We start from the raw sequence: 15428 nt of genomic DNA, 5'->3' as shown, positions 1-15428 counted from the left end.
ACAAAAACATATCACAGTAACTCAAATAACACAAATTCGATTAGCCATTACATATCAAAAGCCATGAACTGATACATAATTATATATAAGTAGAAGGAGATTTTTGTCATCGACAAAAGAGCGATACTCTCGCTGATAATCGCGAACTGACGCATCAAACTCCCTAAGTACTTTTGTCGCTCAGCTCATATACAGCAAGGTCTAAAGAAGAACTCGCGTCAACCCCAGTAACGACAAGGCCTACAGCCAGGTTTGTGTCATGGAATTTTCGCCAAAGACCTCTAAAACGGAATTTGTACTCAAGTTTGTACACACTTTCCGAGGTTACGCTTGAACATCATTGAAAAGCAAAGAAACGAGAAAAAGACAAAAAGCCTTTAAATTCAGTACGTAGAGATGTGATTGTGGTGTGCAATGAAAGGTGGTTTTAAGCGTTGAAAGGCTGGGCGGCATCAGGGTGCGAGATGATCGCAAAGGTACGGCGTTTATTAATTTCGCTAAGGAAATTTTGGTCTGCCATTAAAAAGGCTCTTTTTGTTGATATACGGATGTATTTGTATTTTAGTATGCTGAGCTTTCAAGGCTAAAAACAAGCTAACCTAGAAAGCGCAACATACCCCAACAAGAACCCAAATTAGCTCTTGTGACGCTATCCGTAAAGTTAATCGTAATTGAAGACTACCTTCGCTGATCTTGGCGCTATAAACAATCAATGGTTAGTTATTAACGGATCTTTTTAAGTTTGGTGTTTTCAGCGATTATTAACAATAACGCTATAAATTGCCCACTAACTTAACACCAAGCTTGAGTAATAGTGCTGTAAATCATACTATTGGTCGATTAAATGGAGGATTTGATGTTGGGTAATGAAAACCAGTAAGCTAAGTATTCGATTATTATGGTATATAACTCCACTGGTTATACTGCCGTTGTTATTTTTAGGTGGGTTTACGCTCACTAATGTAACTAACTCTACGCAAAAACAAGCTGACTTGATCATGAGTCGCTTTGTAGAACAACAACAGCAAAAAGTATTCAACTATATAGACTCTTTTCATGCAACGGCTAAGTTACTCTCTGCTTCACCGGTACTAAGTGACTTTTTAGCTAAAGATTTATTTGAAGACGCCAGCTATACATATCGCCTTGGCGCGTTAATGGACGTATTTGCCAGTTACAGTGAAGCCTACCCTGACATTATTAGTATTAACTTAGTCTCAAAAACCGGTGAAAGTGATGCCTATTACTCCAGTAATTTAACCGTAGCGCCCAAATCCTACCCATTTTTTGATCAAGTAAAACAAAGTAATTTAAGCCAGCAGCAGTTTATGGTGCAAAAAGAAGATGGCACCACTAACTTATACTTTGTGCAGCGCATATATAGCGTCGACTATTATTTAAAACGCCCACAACAATTAGGCTTTATTATTCTTAAAGTCGACCCCTCTATTTTAAACACCAGCATTTTAGAAGCGCCTTATAACAACACCTTAAATTTGTTACTGGCCAACGATGGTAAAATTTTATTTAGCTCCGATTATAAAATGCGTGGCCACTATGTTAGTGAATATGAACTAAATAAAATTAACGATTTAGCGGATATAGGTAGCTTATCAACCATTGAACTTTCAAGTGTGGATAAAATAGAGCGACTGATTTTTGCAGCCCAAATGAGTGGCGGCTACTATTATGTGTCGACCATTCCAAAAGCAGTATTGTATCAGTCAGGCAAAGCAATTAGTGTGATCACCGGGCTAATTGTTATTATTTCTGTGATCACCCTACCAATCTTAATTTTTATTGTGGTGCGTAATTTACTGCTTAACCCAATAGAGTTATTAGGTGAGGCAAGTCATCGCGTTGGTGATGGCGACCTCTCAGTCACACTGCCTGCTTATACTACCGATGAGGTAGGCATACTGTTTAACGACTTTAATCACATGATTAACCAAATTAAGCATTATCAGCAGCAACTAGAAGAATATAAGCATCATTTAGAAGATAAAGTAGAGAGTCGTACTAAGGCACTTGAATCAATGAATAGTAAGCTTGAAACCGCCATCGGCCAAGCAGAACAAGCAAACCAGCTTAAAAGCCGCTTTTTAGCCAATATGAGTCATGAAATTCGCACTCCGCTTACAGCTATTATGGGATTTACAGAGCAACTACTGCATAGCGAAAAAGCAACTAATGACAAACATCATTTAGGCACTATTCTACGTAATTCAAAACATTTGTTAGAGCTTATTAATAACATCCTCGATTTATCAAAAATTGAAGCCGAAAAACTGGCGGTTGAGCAAACGCCGTTAAATGTTGTACAACTTATTCATGATGTTGAATCAATCATTAAACCTTTAGCGCAAGAGAAACAGCTGTCATTTACGATTAATTATTCGCTACCTTTGCCGCATACGATAAATAGTGACGTTACTCGTTTAAAACAAATACTGATTAATATTGCCAGTAACGCAGTTAAATTTACTGAGCAAGGCCAAGTAACAATTACGGCAAAGTTTCAAGCACCAAAAATTCTTACATTTATAGTTGAAGACACCGGTATAGGCATGTCGGCAAACCAAATAAGTCGATTATTTACGCCATTTGAACAAGCTGATGCCACAACCACACGCCGATTTGGTGGTACAGGATTAGGGCTATGTATTTCAAAAAATTTGGCTCAACTGCTCGGTGGCGATGTCAGCGTAACCAGTGAAGTGGGTGTGGGTAGTTGCTTTACTATCGATATAGATTGCCATTTAGGTAATGGGCTTAGTAGTAACCTTTTTTTGACTGAACACTCTCAGCTATCACCCGAAAAAGACCCGCAACTTTCTTTTGCAACCAATAACTTTGATGCGCATATTTTAGTGGCAGAAGATAACCCCGATAATCAGTTGCTGATAAAATTACTCCTTCAAACATGGGGGTTAGAGCCTGATATAGCCAATAATGGCGCACAAGCAGTAGAAATGGCACTAGTGAACGACTATCAGCTTATAATCATGGATATGCAAATGCCGGTTATGGGCGGCTTAGACGCAACTAAAATGCTCAGAGATGCCGCCTACGATGGCCCAATTATCGCCCTGACCGCAAATGTCATGAACCATGATATAGATACTTACCTTAAAGCAGGCTGTAACAAAGCGCTGGCTAAACCCATTGATAAAGACGCACTAGAAAATGTATTAGTCAGCTATTTACACCTTGAACGCGATAATCAAAATAAGTGGGATAGCTTATTAAAAAGTGAGAAATTTCAGCAAATAAATGCTAATTATTTGGCAAGTTTACCTGATTACTTAAAGCAGATAAAAACCCTTTATAACAACCAAGATTGCGAAACACTACGCGCACTTGCCCACAGTATTAAGGGCAGTGCTGGTTGCTTTAACTTTGATGATATTTACCATAGCGCATCAGCGCTTGAGCAAAGTTTAAAAGGCAATGATATGACTCAAAGAGAAAAACGCGTTGTAGAACTCATTACAGCAATAGAACAAGCCATCGCTAATAAGTAATCATTAAAAATTTAAACCCAGTGCCATGCCCATTAAAATCGCATCTTCAAAGCCATTTTTATTGGGCGCATCGCTGGGGTAATAATTTTTACGCACAGACATTTCAGTAAAGCCTGCGCGTTCATACAAAGCAATCGCCCGCGTATTAGACTCTCTCACTTCTAAAAATAAGTTTTCGGCACTATGTTGCTCGCCATACGCTATAAACTGCGTTAATAACTGCTTAGCAAATCCTTGTCCCTGAAAGCTCGGGGCGACACAAATGTCCATTAAGGTAAAATCGGGCCCTGCTTTTTCACCAATGTAAAAGCCTATCATTTGCTCATCATCGAACGCAGCTAAATTAAAATAGCGGCCCTGCAAACACGACTGCATTGTTTTTAACGTCCAAGGGTGTGTATGACAGGCATTTTCAATGGCCATCAGCTCATTGATATTATCATCACTAACCGACTTAAAGTGTATCAAGGTGTTCACTCATTAAAGCCCATAACGCACGTTTTTGCGCACAGGTTAGGTTTGAATCAGGCAGGCCTAATTGTTGCTCACTAAACTCAATGATTGGCGATTTAACAATTGAGTTTATTGTTACAGGCGCAAAGGCACGCTCAATATCATTTTTTAATGTATCACAGAGTATTAACGATGAAGTCGCTGACAACTCAGCTTGAGCTGGGCGAAAGTGTTGATTAAGTTCAAGCTTTTCTATACCAAAAACAGATGCGTAACGTGAATGCATAACAACTCGATGGACTAGTAAGAGAATAATATAGGAAGTAATCAAAACAATGTAAAGAAGAGATGGCAGGGGCGGAGAGATTCGAACTCCCAACCGTCGGTTTTGGAGACCGCTGTTCTACCAATTGGAACTACGCCCCTGCAATGACGATGAATTATAAAGACCTTTTGACAAAGGTAAAGTAAAAAATCAACTTTTTGGTTTGTTTGCTTTTTAAATAAACAAAACGGCGAATTAGCATGCTAATTCGCCGTTAGTTATTACGAAATTACAGTAACAGGAGGATTATTCCCATTCGATAGTGGCAGGTGGTTTACCTGAAATATCGTAAACAACACGAGAGATACCGTCGATTTCGTTAATGATACGGTTTGAAACCACACCTAAGAATTCATACGGTAAATGTGACCAACGCGCAGTCATAAAGTCGATGGTTTCTACACAACGAAGTGAAACAACCCAATCATACTTACGTGCATCGCCCATAACCCCTACCGACTTAACCGGTAAGAATACAGTAAACGCTTGGCTTACTTTATGATAAAGCTCTGCTTTGTGAAGCTCTTCAATGAAGATAGCATCAGCGCGGCGAAGTAAGTCACAGTACTCTTTTTTGATTTCGCCAAGTACACGCACACCTAAACCTGGCCCTGGGAATGGGTGACGGTAAAGCATGTCGTACGGTAAACCTAGCTCTAAACCAATTTTACGTACTTCATCTTTAAATAACTCACGTAATGGCTCTACTAAACCCATTTGCATATCATCTGGTAAGCCGCCCACATTATGGTGCGATTTAATTACGTGTGCTTTACCTGTCGCTGAAGCTGCTGATTCGATTACGTCAGGGTAAATTGTACCTTGACCTAACCATTTTGCGTTTTTAAGCTTTTTGGCTTGCTCATCAAATACATTAATAAACGTGTGGCCAATGGCTTTACGCTTATCTTCTGGGTCTGATTTACCTGCTAAGTCATTTAAAAATTGGTCTTCGGCATCTACTTTAACAATGTTTAAACCAAACTTATTGCCAAACATGTCCATTACTTGCTGGCCTTCGTTTAAACGAAGTAGCCCGTTATCAACAAATACACAGGTTAGTCGCTCACCAATAGCACGGTGAATAAGCATAGCCACAACCGATGAATCTACACCGCCTGATAAGCCTAAAATAACTTCGTCTTCACCTACAGTTTCTTTGATACGTTCAATGGCGTCATCAATTATTTTTGCTGGCGTCCATAATTTTTCACAACCACAAATATCAATAACAAAACGCTCTAGTAAACGTTGACCTTGATGTGTGTGCGTTACTTCTGGGTGAAATTGTACACCGTAAAAGCGTTTTTCTTCGTTAGACATTGCCGCATGCGGGCAGGTAGATGTTTTAGCTGTGGTTTTAAACGTATCTGGAATTTCCATTACTTTATCACCGTGGCTCATCCACACATCTAGTACGCCATTGCCGCCATCAGTAATATGATCTTCAATGGCATCAAATAATGCACAGTTACCCACTTTTTCAACTTGTGCGTAACCAAATTCTTTTTTATCTGAACTATGTACACTGCCGCCAAGCTGCGTTGCCATAGTTTGCATGCCGTAACAAATACCAAGTACTGGAACGCCTGCATTGAATACATACTCAGGAGCACGCGGGCTATTTTCAAGCGTGGTTGATTCTGGGCCACCAGAAAGGATAATACCTTGTGGGTTAAACTCGCGAATTTGCTCTTCGGTTACATCCCAAGCCCAAAGCTCACAATAAACACCAATTTCGCGCACGCGACGGGCGATTAACTGCGTGTATTGTGAACCAAAATCTAAAATGAGGATTCGTGAATCGTGAATGTCTTTGCTCATGAAGTATCTCGTAAAGTCAGGTGCTAAACGCCACCAGCTAAAGCTGCGTGACTATATTAGGGCTAACAAAGGTTAGCCCACTTTTTTCAAATTGTTAAAGGCTGATTAGCCTAAACGGTAGTTCGGTGCTTCTTTAGTGATTTGCACATCATGAACATGCGACTCACCCATACCAGCAGAAGTTACACGTACAAACTGTGGTTTAGTGTTTAGCTCTTCGATTGTGGCACAACCGGTTAAGCCCATTGCACTGCGAAGACCACCCACTTGTTGGTGAATAATGGTTGCAATTGGCCCTTTGTAAGCTACACGACCTTCAATACCTTCTGGTACTAACTTGTCAGCTTGGTTTGATTTTTGGAAGTAGCGATCTGATGACCCTTCTTTTTGATCCATCGCACCTAGGCTACCCATACCACGGTAAGACTTGTAGTAACGACCTTGATAAAGCTCCACTTCACCTGGCGCTTCTTCAGTACCCGCTAGCATAGAGCCAACCATTACACACGATGCACCCGCAACCAATGCTTTTACAATATCACCAGAAAAACGAATACCGCCATCAGCAATCACTGGAATATCACGGCCTTTAAGGCCTTCAACCGCATCAGAAATAGCTGTTATTTGTGGTACACCACAACCGGTAACAATACGTGTAGTACAAATAGAACCTGGGCCGATACCTACTTTAACAGCATCAACACCGGCATCTGCAAGCGCAATAGCACCTTCGGCAGTTGCCACGTTACCCGCAACAATTTGTAAATCAGGGTAAGCTTGACGAGTCGCTGCAACACGGTCAATAACACCTTGTGAGTGACCATGAGAAGTATCGATTAGTAGTACATCAACACCGGCTTCAACTAATGCAGCAATACGCTCATCAGTACCTGCGCCAACACCTACTGCAGCACCTACACGTAAACGACCTTGCTCGTCTTTACACGCGTCTGGTTTGTCTTGTGCTTTTTGGTAATCTTTTACGGTGATCATGCCTTTAAGTTTAAACGCATCATCAACCACAAGAATCTTCTCAATGCGGTGTTCGTGCATTAAGCTTAAGATATCTTCGCGAGCCGCTCCCTCTTTAACCGTTACTAGGTTTTCTTTTTTCGTCATCACTGTTGAAACCGGCTGTTCAAGCTTAGTTTCAAAGCGCATATCACGACTAGTTACAATACCTACAAGGTTATTTTCGCTATCGGTGACCGGAAAACCTGAGAATCCCTTTTCCTGAGACAGCTCAACGGCATCTGCAATTGTCAGATCGGCAGTTACTGTAACAGGGTATGAAACAATACCCGCTTCATAGGTTTTAACTTTACGAACATTTTTCGCTTGTTCTGCAATGGTCATATTTTTATGAATAAAACCAAGACCACCTTCCTGCGCGAGGGCAATAGCTAAACGAGCTTCTGTAACAGTATCCATAGATGCTGAAATGAGCGGCAAGTTAAGTTTGATACCACGCGTTAAGCGAGTTGAAATATTTGCCGTATGTGGCAAAACAGTAGAATGACCAGGTACTAAAAGTACGTCATCAAAGGTAAGAGCTTCTTTAGCGATTCTAAGCATTTTGGCAACTTCTCACATGTGGATCTAAGATAAGGAATTGCGGCCAAATTTTAACAGCGTTGTGGGCACTAGTAAATAATATTTTGTATTTATTTATGATAAGCTAGATTTATAAATGTTTTTTGGTAGTTTTTATGTTTTCTAAGCCCTCGCAAACGGTTTATACCGTATCTCGCCTTAATCGTGAAATACGTGCCTTACTTGAACAAGGTTTTGCGTCTTTAGTACTCACTGGTGAAATTTCTAACTTTATTGCGCCTGCTTCTGGGCATTGGTATTTTTCGTTAAAAGACGATAAAGCGCAAATTAAAGCCGCCATGTGGCGAGGCAATAATCGCAACCAAAGTTACCGACTAATTAACGGCGCACAAGTAACCGTTAAAGCACGTGTATCTTTGTACGAACCCCGTGGTGACTACCAGCTTATTGTTGAACATATGGAGCCTGCCGGCGAAGGGCAACTTAAGCAAGAGTTTGACGCGCTAAAAATGCGTTTGGCTGCAGAGGGCTTATTTAGCTCCGCCTATAAAAAACCCCTACCCCAAAACATAAATCGCATAGGGGTTATCACCTCACCTACAGGCGCCGCAATCAAAGATATTTTAACCGTACTAAAACGTCGTGCTCCGCAATTAGAAATCGTTATTTACCCTGCGATGGTGCAAGGCAAAGAAGCGCATGGCCATTTAATCAAGCAAATAGAGCTGGCAAATTTACGTAATGAAGTCGACGTTATCATTCTCGGACGCGGTGGTGGTTCATTAGAAGATTTATGGTGCTTTAACCATGAACAACTTGCTCGTGCTATTTATCAAAGCTCGCTGCCCATTGTGAGCGCTGTTGGCCATGAAATAGATACCACAATTAGCGATTATGTCGCTGATGTACGCGCCGCAACCCCTTCTGCAGCCGCAGAGCTCGTAAGCCCCAATACACAAGAGCTACATAATAGGGTTAATCAGTTAATTAATCGTTTAGCGAATGCATTTAAACACGACATTGCCGATAAACGCGCACAAGCCATACAGTTGCAGCATCGCTTAAATTTATGTCACCCGCGCAATCAGCTAAACCAAAAATCACAACGCTTAGATGAGTTGAGTATTGCACTGCAACAGGCAATTCGTCAGCGTTTATATCAACAAGAACGCGTGTTAGCTAATTTAACACCCAGACTAATGCGCCAATCACCAGATAAAAAGCTAGCAAATGCAAACCATCAGTTAGCCCAGCTCCATGCAAGGTTACACCAAGCGATGCAGCATCAACTGCAACAAGCAAATAACACCCTTGCCTTACAGGCGAGTCGGCTTGATTCGGTTAGCCCCCTTAATGTATTAGCGCGCGGTTACAGCATAACGAAAACGGCGCAAAATAAAGTGGTTAAATCAGTGGAAGATGTAAAAGTGGGTGATGTGTTGACCACTGAGTTAGTAGATGGTCAGGTTATTTCAAAGGTAGAAGCTTAGCCATATTGCTAAGCGCTAGCCTTGTGTACTAACAGTAAACTCAATACGGGCATCGTTAGATTGAGATGCACTGAGTTTAAATTGCTGCCACCAAGGTTCAAGGTGAAGCTTATCGTTTAGCTCGCGCCATAATTTAGCTCCATAATTAACGGCATGTTGGTTTATGGTAAGCTCAAACTTACAAATTGTTTGCTTACACTTTAGCGCTGTAAGCTCAGCGCTATCTGCAAACTCATTAATAATTAAAAAGTCAGTTAACGCGACTTCAAGCTCGTAACTCCATTCGAGATTATCAGCCTCATGCTCAAACTGTATTGCGAGCTCATCATCAAGCTCTACACTTTCTAATTGATTTAGCTTTAGCTGTTGTTGAGATTGCTTAAGCTGGATTGATTTTTTTTCAAGCCGCTGATTAAGCTCAACCACATGTTGTGCTAGCTGAGTTTGTTGATCAGCCGCATGGGCTTTATTAACCTGCACTAAACCTTGCAAAGTAGTTGCTTGATTATTGACTTGAGTGCTAGCCGAAGAGATTACTGGTTGTTTGGGCGCTAAGGAAACACGTGTGGAATCTTTAAAAAACAAAAAGTAACCACTTGCTAACGCCACGCCTGAAGAAAAACAGAGCAGCATAGCCACAATGTTACTTTTATATATCATTTCTAGGTACTCAAAAATTAAAGCATTGCACTGGTGTGCGATTCGTTTTCTGGCTCGGGGTACTCTAAAAAGTTTTGGTTCATACTCTCTGCCGGACACTCGCAATCAGGACGACCAATAATTTTTGCAGGTACACCAACAGCGGTAGTATGAGGTGGCACAGGGCTTAGTACCACAGAGCCTGCACCAATACGTGCGCCCTCGCCCACTTCAATATTACCCAACACTTTAGCGCCCGCACCAATAAGTACGCCCGCTCTAATTTTAGGATGGCGATCGCCTTGCTCGTTACCCGTACCACCTAATGTAACCGATTGTAATATAGATACATTATCTTCAATCACGGCAGTTTCGCCAATTACAATACCGGTAGCATGGTCAAACATAATGCCTTGGCCGACTTTACAGGCAGGGTGAATATCAACCCCAAACACCTCTGAGGTACGGCTTTGAATAAAGCGCGCAAGCTCTTTACGATTTTGTTGCCATAAGCAGTTTGCTAAACGGTGTGCTTGTATCGCGTGAAACCCTTTTAAATTTAAAATCACGGTAAGATAGGTTTCGGCCGCAGGGTCACGATCTTTTACCGCTTTAATATCATGAGCAACATGTGTCAGCATCCGGTCACACTTTACAAAAGCTTGGTCAAACAGCTCACGGATTGTAAAAGCAGAAACCACAGCATCAGCTAGTTTATTAGCAACAATAAAACTCAATGCCGACCCTAAGCACTCATGATTTAAAATACACGAATACACATGGCTCGCTAAAAGGGGTTCACGAGTTACTACTTCATTTGCTTCGCTACGAAGCTGTTGCCAAATTTCATGACGCATAATAATGCCTTAAGATTAGTACAAAGAGCCTAAGGCCAATTCTAACGGATTTAGCCGCCTAGGTGTTAATCCCTTCGTTATTTGTTCTGGTTATTAGATATAACCAGTTAAATTTCAGGCTTATATTACTTTTTTCAAGTCATGTCATATGACAGCTATGCAGATTTAACCATTTATAAAATGCCCCAATGCTTACGACACAGGGGCATTTTTTTATATTTAAGAACTTAAATTATTGAAATACTTTATCCACCTTTACTACTTCAATATTTTTTGCAGGAATTGCCAGTTTATAATCAGCAATTACCTTATCTTCAGCCACTAACTCGGCAGGCTTATCGGTGTTATACACCATAGGCGAGGTTTGCATAGTTGCTAAACGTTTTTGCATATCTTCACCATCACCGGTAACAAACACATAGTGAATATTCTCAGTTTGTAGGTTGTCTTTAATCACTCGATTTACATCGCCAACAGTCAATGTTTTCAGTTTGCTTGTGACGTAGTTTACAAAACTATCGGTGTTATAAAACTCGCTATCTAGCGCATAACCTAACTGGCGATTTTGACTAGCAACCATTTGTGGCACAAAGTTAATTAAAAAGTTACGTGTGGCTTCAAAATCTGCCTCGGTCATACCATTTTTAATTAGCTTATCTAGCTCAAATAGTGCGGTACGGGTAGCAAAATGCGCATCGTTGTTTGAGCGCAGTGGACGCAACCACACTTGGAATATTTGCTCAGAGCGCCCTAAGTTTGCATCCGGTTTAGTTTGAAACATACCTCTAGGGAAGTATTCAATATAGGCGTAATCACCGTAATTCATACCACGTGTTTGACGAATACGTTCGTACAAGTAACTGTTAGAACTGCGATGCTCACCAAAGTACGAACGCACTAGCCACAATGCGGTCCAGTCTTCGCTGCTACGAATGGTATCAATAGGAAACCCGAACGACACAGCCGTTGATTGCGCTGACTTTTCAACAATTGTTGCATGATGACCTTTAAGCACTGGCGCATCAGGGATTGTTAAGCGGCTTTGTTCGCCTTTTGGAAGTGTCGCCAAGTCAGCTAACATTTGTGCTTTAAGTTTTTCAGGCACAGCACCAATTAAACCCACAGTAAGTTTAGCTTGTGTAAGTTCAGCATTATAAAACGCTTTAACATCATCAAGAGTGAGCGCTTCTAAGTCAGATAAGTCACCGTAGTTATAGCTTTCATAAGGGTGGCCTTTATAAAGCACACTGTAGAGCACTTCTTTACCCAACTCTTCGTCGTTAGAAGCTTTTAAACCCGATTTAATGCCATCGATCATTTCTTTTTTCAGACGTTTAAAGTCATCTTCTCTAAAGCCTGGGCTTAACAGCTGCTCACTCACTAAAGCATACCACTGAGCTGCATTATCTTTATGAATACGCCCTTGGAACGACAGCATTTCTTTATCTATTTGATAACCAAAACTACCCGCCAGCGGGTACATTGCCTTTTTAATTTCTTTGTAACTCATTGAGGTTGAGCCACCTTGCGCCAGCATTGCGGCAGTGAGTGCTGCCACGCCTTTTTTACCCTGCGGATCGGCAGCCGCACCGGTATTAAATAATAAGTTAATATCGATTAACGGCGAGCTATTAGTTTTATCAAGCACGTTAAAGATAGGCTTACTCGGTGCTTGCTGATATTTTGCTACCAAGGCATCTAAATCGCTTTCTTGTTCAAAACCAGGGGCTTTATCAAGTGCCGACATAGTAATTGTGGTGCGCGCATTATCAACAAAGTACTTATTGGCAATGGCTCTAATATCTTCGCTAGTGATATTGTCTGCCGATTTATACAGTTGGTTAATCACCTCAGGATCGCGCTCAAAATGCATATAGCTGGCAAGGGTAGAGGCAATTGCTTGCGATGAATCTAAACCATTTATAAAGCTGTATTTAAGATTAGACTTTAAATCGCTGAGTTTTTGGCTATCAACCAACTCGGTACGCGCTTTGGCATACGTACGGTTTATAGCATCACGCACTGTGGCTAAATCATCGGCATTTTCAACTTTTACAAATACATGCAGTAACCCTGGATCTTTAGTTTCAGGGTTATAGGTAAACATTTGACTCGCGATTTGTTTTTCTACTACCAGCTCTTGGTAAATATCTGAATTGCTCGAAAAATAAAGCTGCGACAGTAAATCTAATGCGGCTCTGTCTTTTTTCTGAGGCTCCCATGCAGCGCCTTTATACGACACAAGTAGCCAGTGTCCAGGTAACCCCTCGTTTTGCTCATGCACATATTTTGGCGCTTGCTGAGTTGGCTCTTTTGGAATATCAGCAACATAGTCGCCTTTTTGCCAGTTACCCCAGTGTTTTTTAACCATCGCCATGGTCTGTTTTGGATCAACATCACCAACAATTACAAGCGATACATATTCAGGCTTATAAAACTTATCAAAAAACTCTTTACCGTAGGCCATTTGATCTGGCATGGCTTCAATATCTTCAAAAAAGCCCATAGTAGTGTGTTTATAGGTATGTTTATCGAACGCTTCTTGGCGTACCGCACTTAATAATTTACGAATTGGACTGGCATTATTTTTTAAGTACTCGCCTTTAACCGTTAGCGCTTCCGTTCTAAATTGCTCTTCGGTGTAGCTTAAGTTTTGAAAAATATCCGCTTCAATCTCAAGTACTTTATCAAGATGCTGTTTTGAAAAATTTAAGTGGTAGTTAGTGTAATCGTTAGTTGTGTAGGCGCGGTTATCAACTCCAGAATTTTTTAAAATATCTGAATACACATCTTGCGGAAACTTTTCAGAGCCTTTAAACATCATGTGTTCAAAAAAGTGAGCAAAACCAGTTTTACCTGCTTCCACTTCATTACGCGAGCCAACAGACACAGGTATTTGTAGCGATACTACATCTGGGTAATCGGTTTTAACTACCATCACACGTAGGCCGTTATCTAGCTCTTCTATTAGGTAATCTTGTGAAAAAACACGCTCATCTGCTTTATTAACTTGTTCTTGTTGAGCTGCTGTTTGCGTGTTTTGACTTTGCTGCATAGCACAACCTGTTAAGGCCAGCGATACCGCTAGGCTAGTTGCCAATAATTTAAATTTCATTGTTATCCCTTTTTAAATTGAGCAATTTTTAAAACATTTACCAAACTAAGTATGCCGTAAAGTAATTAAATATAAGAGCCCTAAGCCTATTAATTATGTAAACAACTGTGTCAGTTATTTAATTTAACGATGAAAATAATTCACGTTAGTTGAGAAATTTTCAATAAACAAATCTATCTAGACGTCTAAATGGCTGCTATATTAAATCCATCATCACAAATTAAGCTGGAATGGGGATTATGGCTTTATCACTTCAAGAAAAAATACAGGACACCAACCAAGGTGTTTACCTAATTGGCACAACACCGCCAAAAATTGGGACTGATAAAGCGCAATTAAAAGTCATTGCCGAAAAGTTATTAGGCCGTTTACACGAAATTGAATATGACGGTGTGATTATTTATGACATTCAAGATGAAAGCAGTCGTACAGAGCAAGCGCGTCCATTTGCATTTAAGCAAACAGTTGATCCGCGCGAGTACAGTCAACTCTTACGAGGCTTGTCTGAGCTTGATGTAATTACTTATAAAAGTGTAGCTCAGCGCGGTGTGAGTGAGTTTAAAGCGTGGTTAGATGAAACTAAAAATGACTACGATTTAAAAAACGTGGTGTTGGTGGGCAGCCCATCATCAGCAGGTGATATAAAGCTGAGCTTACCGAATGCCTACAAAACTCTGGCAGAGCAGTCTGAAGATTTCTTTTTAGGTGGTGTAACCATTGCTGAGCGCCATGCCAATAAGCGCAACGAGCACCAACGCTTAATAGAAAAAACAGCACAAGGATGCCAGTTTTTTATCTCTCAAGCCGTGTACAACGCACAAGCAACCATAGATTTAATAACCAGTTATGCGCGTACATGCAAAGCACAAGGCCTGACACCTAATCGGATCATATTGACCTTTACGCCTTGTGGTGGTGAAAAAACCTTGGAGTTTATGCAGTGGCTAGGCATCTCAGTGCCAGAGGCAACTAAATGGCGCATGCTTGATTCGGAAAATACACTAAGCGAATCGGTGCGTATTTGTCGCGAAAACCTCGACTCAATTTTAAAAAGCTGCGCTCACTTAGGTGTGCCACTGGGTTTAAATATTGAAAGCTTAACCAATCGTAAAGAAGAAATTGACGCGTCAATTAACTTATACCGTTTACTAAAAGCAATAATGGAACTCAACCTTGCGGAGAAACTAATAGCTTAATTGCGGGGTTCGGGGTTCGGGGTTCGGGGTTCGGGGTTCGGGGTTCGGGGTTCGGGGTTCGGGGTTCGGGGTTCGGGCAACAATAATAAGCGACATCGAATAAGCCAGTTCAAGTCGTTAGCTTCGTTTATTTTAATAAGTACTAACTTGAACTGTCAGATTTCAACTGTAGGACTTTATCAAAGCTGATGGTCGCATTTGTGCCAACAGCGTATAAAAAGTGAATTTGAAAGCCTTTTGGGTGGCGCCTTCGGCTTAACCAACCTACATTTTGACGTAGGTCGGATAAGTGGCGGAGCCACGCCATCCGACAAAAATAATGAATTTACCAGAAACAGTCCAACTTACCGCGTTAACGTTACCAGTGACTGATTTGTGCCCAGACTGTGTGAAAACTCTGATCACCTTTTGGTCTAAGTATGTTCTGCTTATGATCTATTAATCTATACAT

General features: G+C 40.9%; 10 protein-coding genes and 1 tRNA gene. 3 read left to right on the top strand and 8 right to left on the bottom strand.

The window, feature by feature from the left end; all coding sequences use genetic code 11:
- Positions 1–866: 866 nt before the first annotated feature.
- Entirely contained in the window at positions 867–3524 is a 2658-nt protein-coding gene (locus MTN96_RS24245) for an ATP-binding protein (protein ID WP_248532935.1), read from the top strand.
- A 3-nt stretch (positions 3525–3527) separates the two neighbouring features.
- Here the strand turns inward: MTN96_RS24245 and rimI are convergent, their stop codons facing one another.
- From rimI to guaB, 5 genes are all read right to left on the bottom strand, one after another.
- A complete protein-coding gene (gene rimI, locus MTN96_RS24240) occupies positions 3528–3992 on the bottom strand; it encodes a ribosomal protein S18-alanine N-acetyltransferase (protein WP_069439774.1) in 465 nt (154 codons plus the stop codon).
- On the bottom strand, positions 3979–4263 hold the full coding sequence (locus tag MTN96_RS24235) for a hypothetical protein (protein ID WP_138627174.1): 285 nt from the start codon (positions 4261–4263) through the stop codon (positions 3979–3981). Before MTN96_RS24235 ends, rimI begins: the two co-directional genes overlap by 14 nt.
- Before the next feature lie 63 nt (positions 4264–4326).
- Positions 4327–4403: transfer RNA gene (locus MTN96_RS24230), tRNA-Trp, on the bottom strand.
- Positions 4404–4548: 145 nt separating this feature from the next.
- Entirely contained in the window at positions 4549–6126 is a 1578-nt protein-coding gene (gene guaA / locus MTN96_RS24225; RefSeq protein ID WP_248474079.1) for a glutamine-hydrolyzing GMP synthase, read from the bottom strand.
- 105 nt (positions 6127–6231) lie between these two features.
- Positions 6232–7701: an IMP dehydrogenase gene (gene guaB / locus MTN96_RS24220; protein ID WP_036981532.1), complete on the bottom strand. Its 1470-nt coding sequence runs from the start codon at positions 7699–7701 to the stop codon at positions 6232–6234.
- 134 nt (positions 7702–7835) lie between these two features.
- On the opposite strand from guaB, the gene xseA reads away from it, so the two are divergent.
- On the top strand, positions 7836–9170 hold the full coding sequence (gene xseA / locus MTN96_RS24215) for an exodeoxyribonuclease VII large subunit (protein WP_069439769.1): 1335 nt from the start codon (positions 7836–7838) through the stop codon (positions 9168–9170).
- A 15-nt stretch (positions 9171–9185) separates the two neighbouring features.
- Here the strand turns inward: xseA and MTN96_RS24210 are convergent, their stop codons facing one another.
- From MTN96_RS24210 to MTN96_RS24200, 3 genes are all read right to left on the bottom strand, one after another.
- The gene (locus tag MTN96_RS24210) at positions 9186–9830 is read right to left on the bottom strand and encodes a hypothetical protein (protein WP_069439768.1); all 645 of its coding nucleotides are present in this window, start codon (positions 9828–9830) and stop codon (positions 9186–9188) included.
- A gap of 17 nt (positions 9831–9847) precedes the next feature.
- Entirely contained in the window at positions 9848–10666 is an 819-nt protein-coding gene (cysE, locus tag MTN96_RS24205) for a serine O-acetyltransferase (protein WP_010387694.1), read from the bottom strand.
- Positions 10667–10898: 232 nt separating this feature from the next.
- Positions 10899–13781 (bottom strand): pitrilysin family protein, encoded by a 2883-nt coding sequence (locus MTN96_RS24200; RefSeq protein ID WP_248474080.1) that lies wholly within the window; start codon positions 13779–13781, stop codon positions 10899–10901.
- A gap of 239 nt (positions 13782–14020) precedes the next feature.
- Here MTN96_RS24200 and MTN96_RS24195 point away from each other — a divergent pair, with 239 nt between their 5' ends.
- A complete protein-coding gene (locus MTN96_RS24195) occupies positions 14021–14977 on the top strand; it encodes a methylenetetrahydrofolate reductase (protein WP_069439773.1) in 957 nt (318 codons plus the stop codon).
- Positions 14978–15428 lie beyond the last annotated feature (451 nt).

This window comes from Pseudoalteromonas sp. 2CM28B, from assembly GCF_023161935.1.
The sequence above is the reverse complement of the archived record's forward strand: the minus strand, read 5'-3'. Positions and strand labels throughout refer to the sequence as shown.

Excerpts from the sequence above, each read along its gene's own strand:
- guaA (WP_248474079.1), bottom strand. The coding sequence starts at position 6,126 with ATGAGCAAAGACATTCACGATTCACGAATCCTCATTTTAGATTTTGGT.
- MTN96_RS24195 (WP_069439773.1), top strand. The coding sequence starts at position 14,021 with ATGGCTTTATCACTTCAAGAAAAAATACAGGACACCAACCAAGGTGTT.
- MTN96_RS24235 (WP_138627174.1), bottom strand. The coding sequence starts at position 4,263 with ATGCATTCACGTTACGCATCTGTTTTTGGTATAGAAAAGCTTGAACTT.
- MTN96_RS24210 (WP_069439768.1), bottom strand. The coding sequence starts at position 9,830 with ATGATATATAAAAGTAACATTGTGGCTATGCTGCTCTGTTTTTCTTCA.
- guaB (WP_036981532.1), bottom strand. The coding sequence starts at position 7,701 with ATGCTTAGAATCGCTAAAGAAGCTCTTACCTTTGATGACGTACTTTTA.
- xseA (WP_069439769.1), top strand. The coding sequence starts at position 7,836 with ATGTTTTCTAAGCCCTCGCAAACGGTTTATACCGTATCTCGCCTTAAT.
- cysE (WP_010387694.1), bottom strand. The coding sequence starts at position 10,666 with ATGCGTCATGAAATTTGGCAACAGCTTCGTAGCGAAGCAAATGAAGTA.
- MTN96_RS24200 (WP_248474080.1), bottom strand. The coding sequence starts at position 13,781 with ATGAAATTTAAATTATTGGCAACTAGCCTAGCGGTATCGCTGGCCTTA.
- MTN96_RS24245 (WP_248532935.1), top strand. The coding sequence starts at position 867 with ATGAAAACCAGTAAGCTAAGTATTCGATTATTATGGTATATAACTCCA.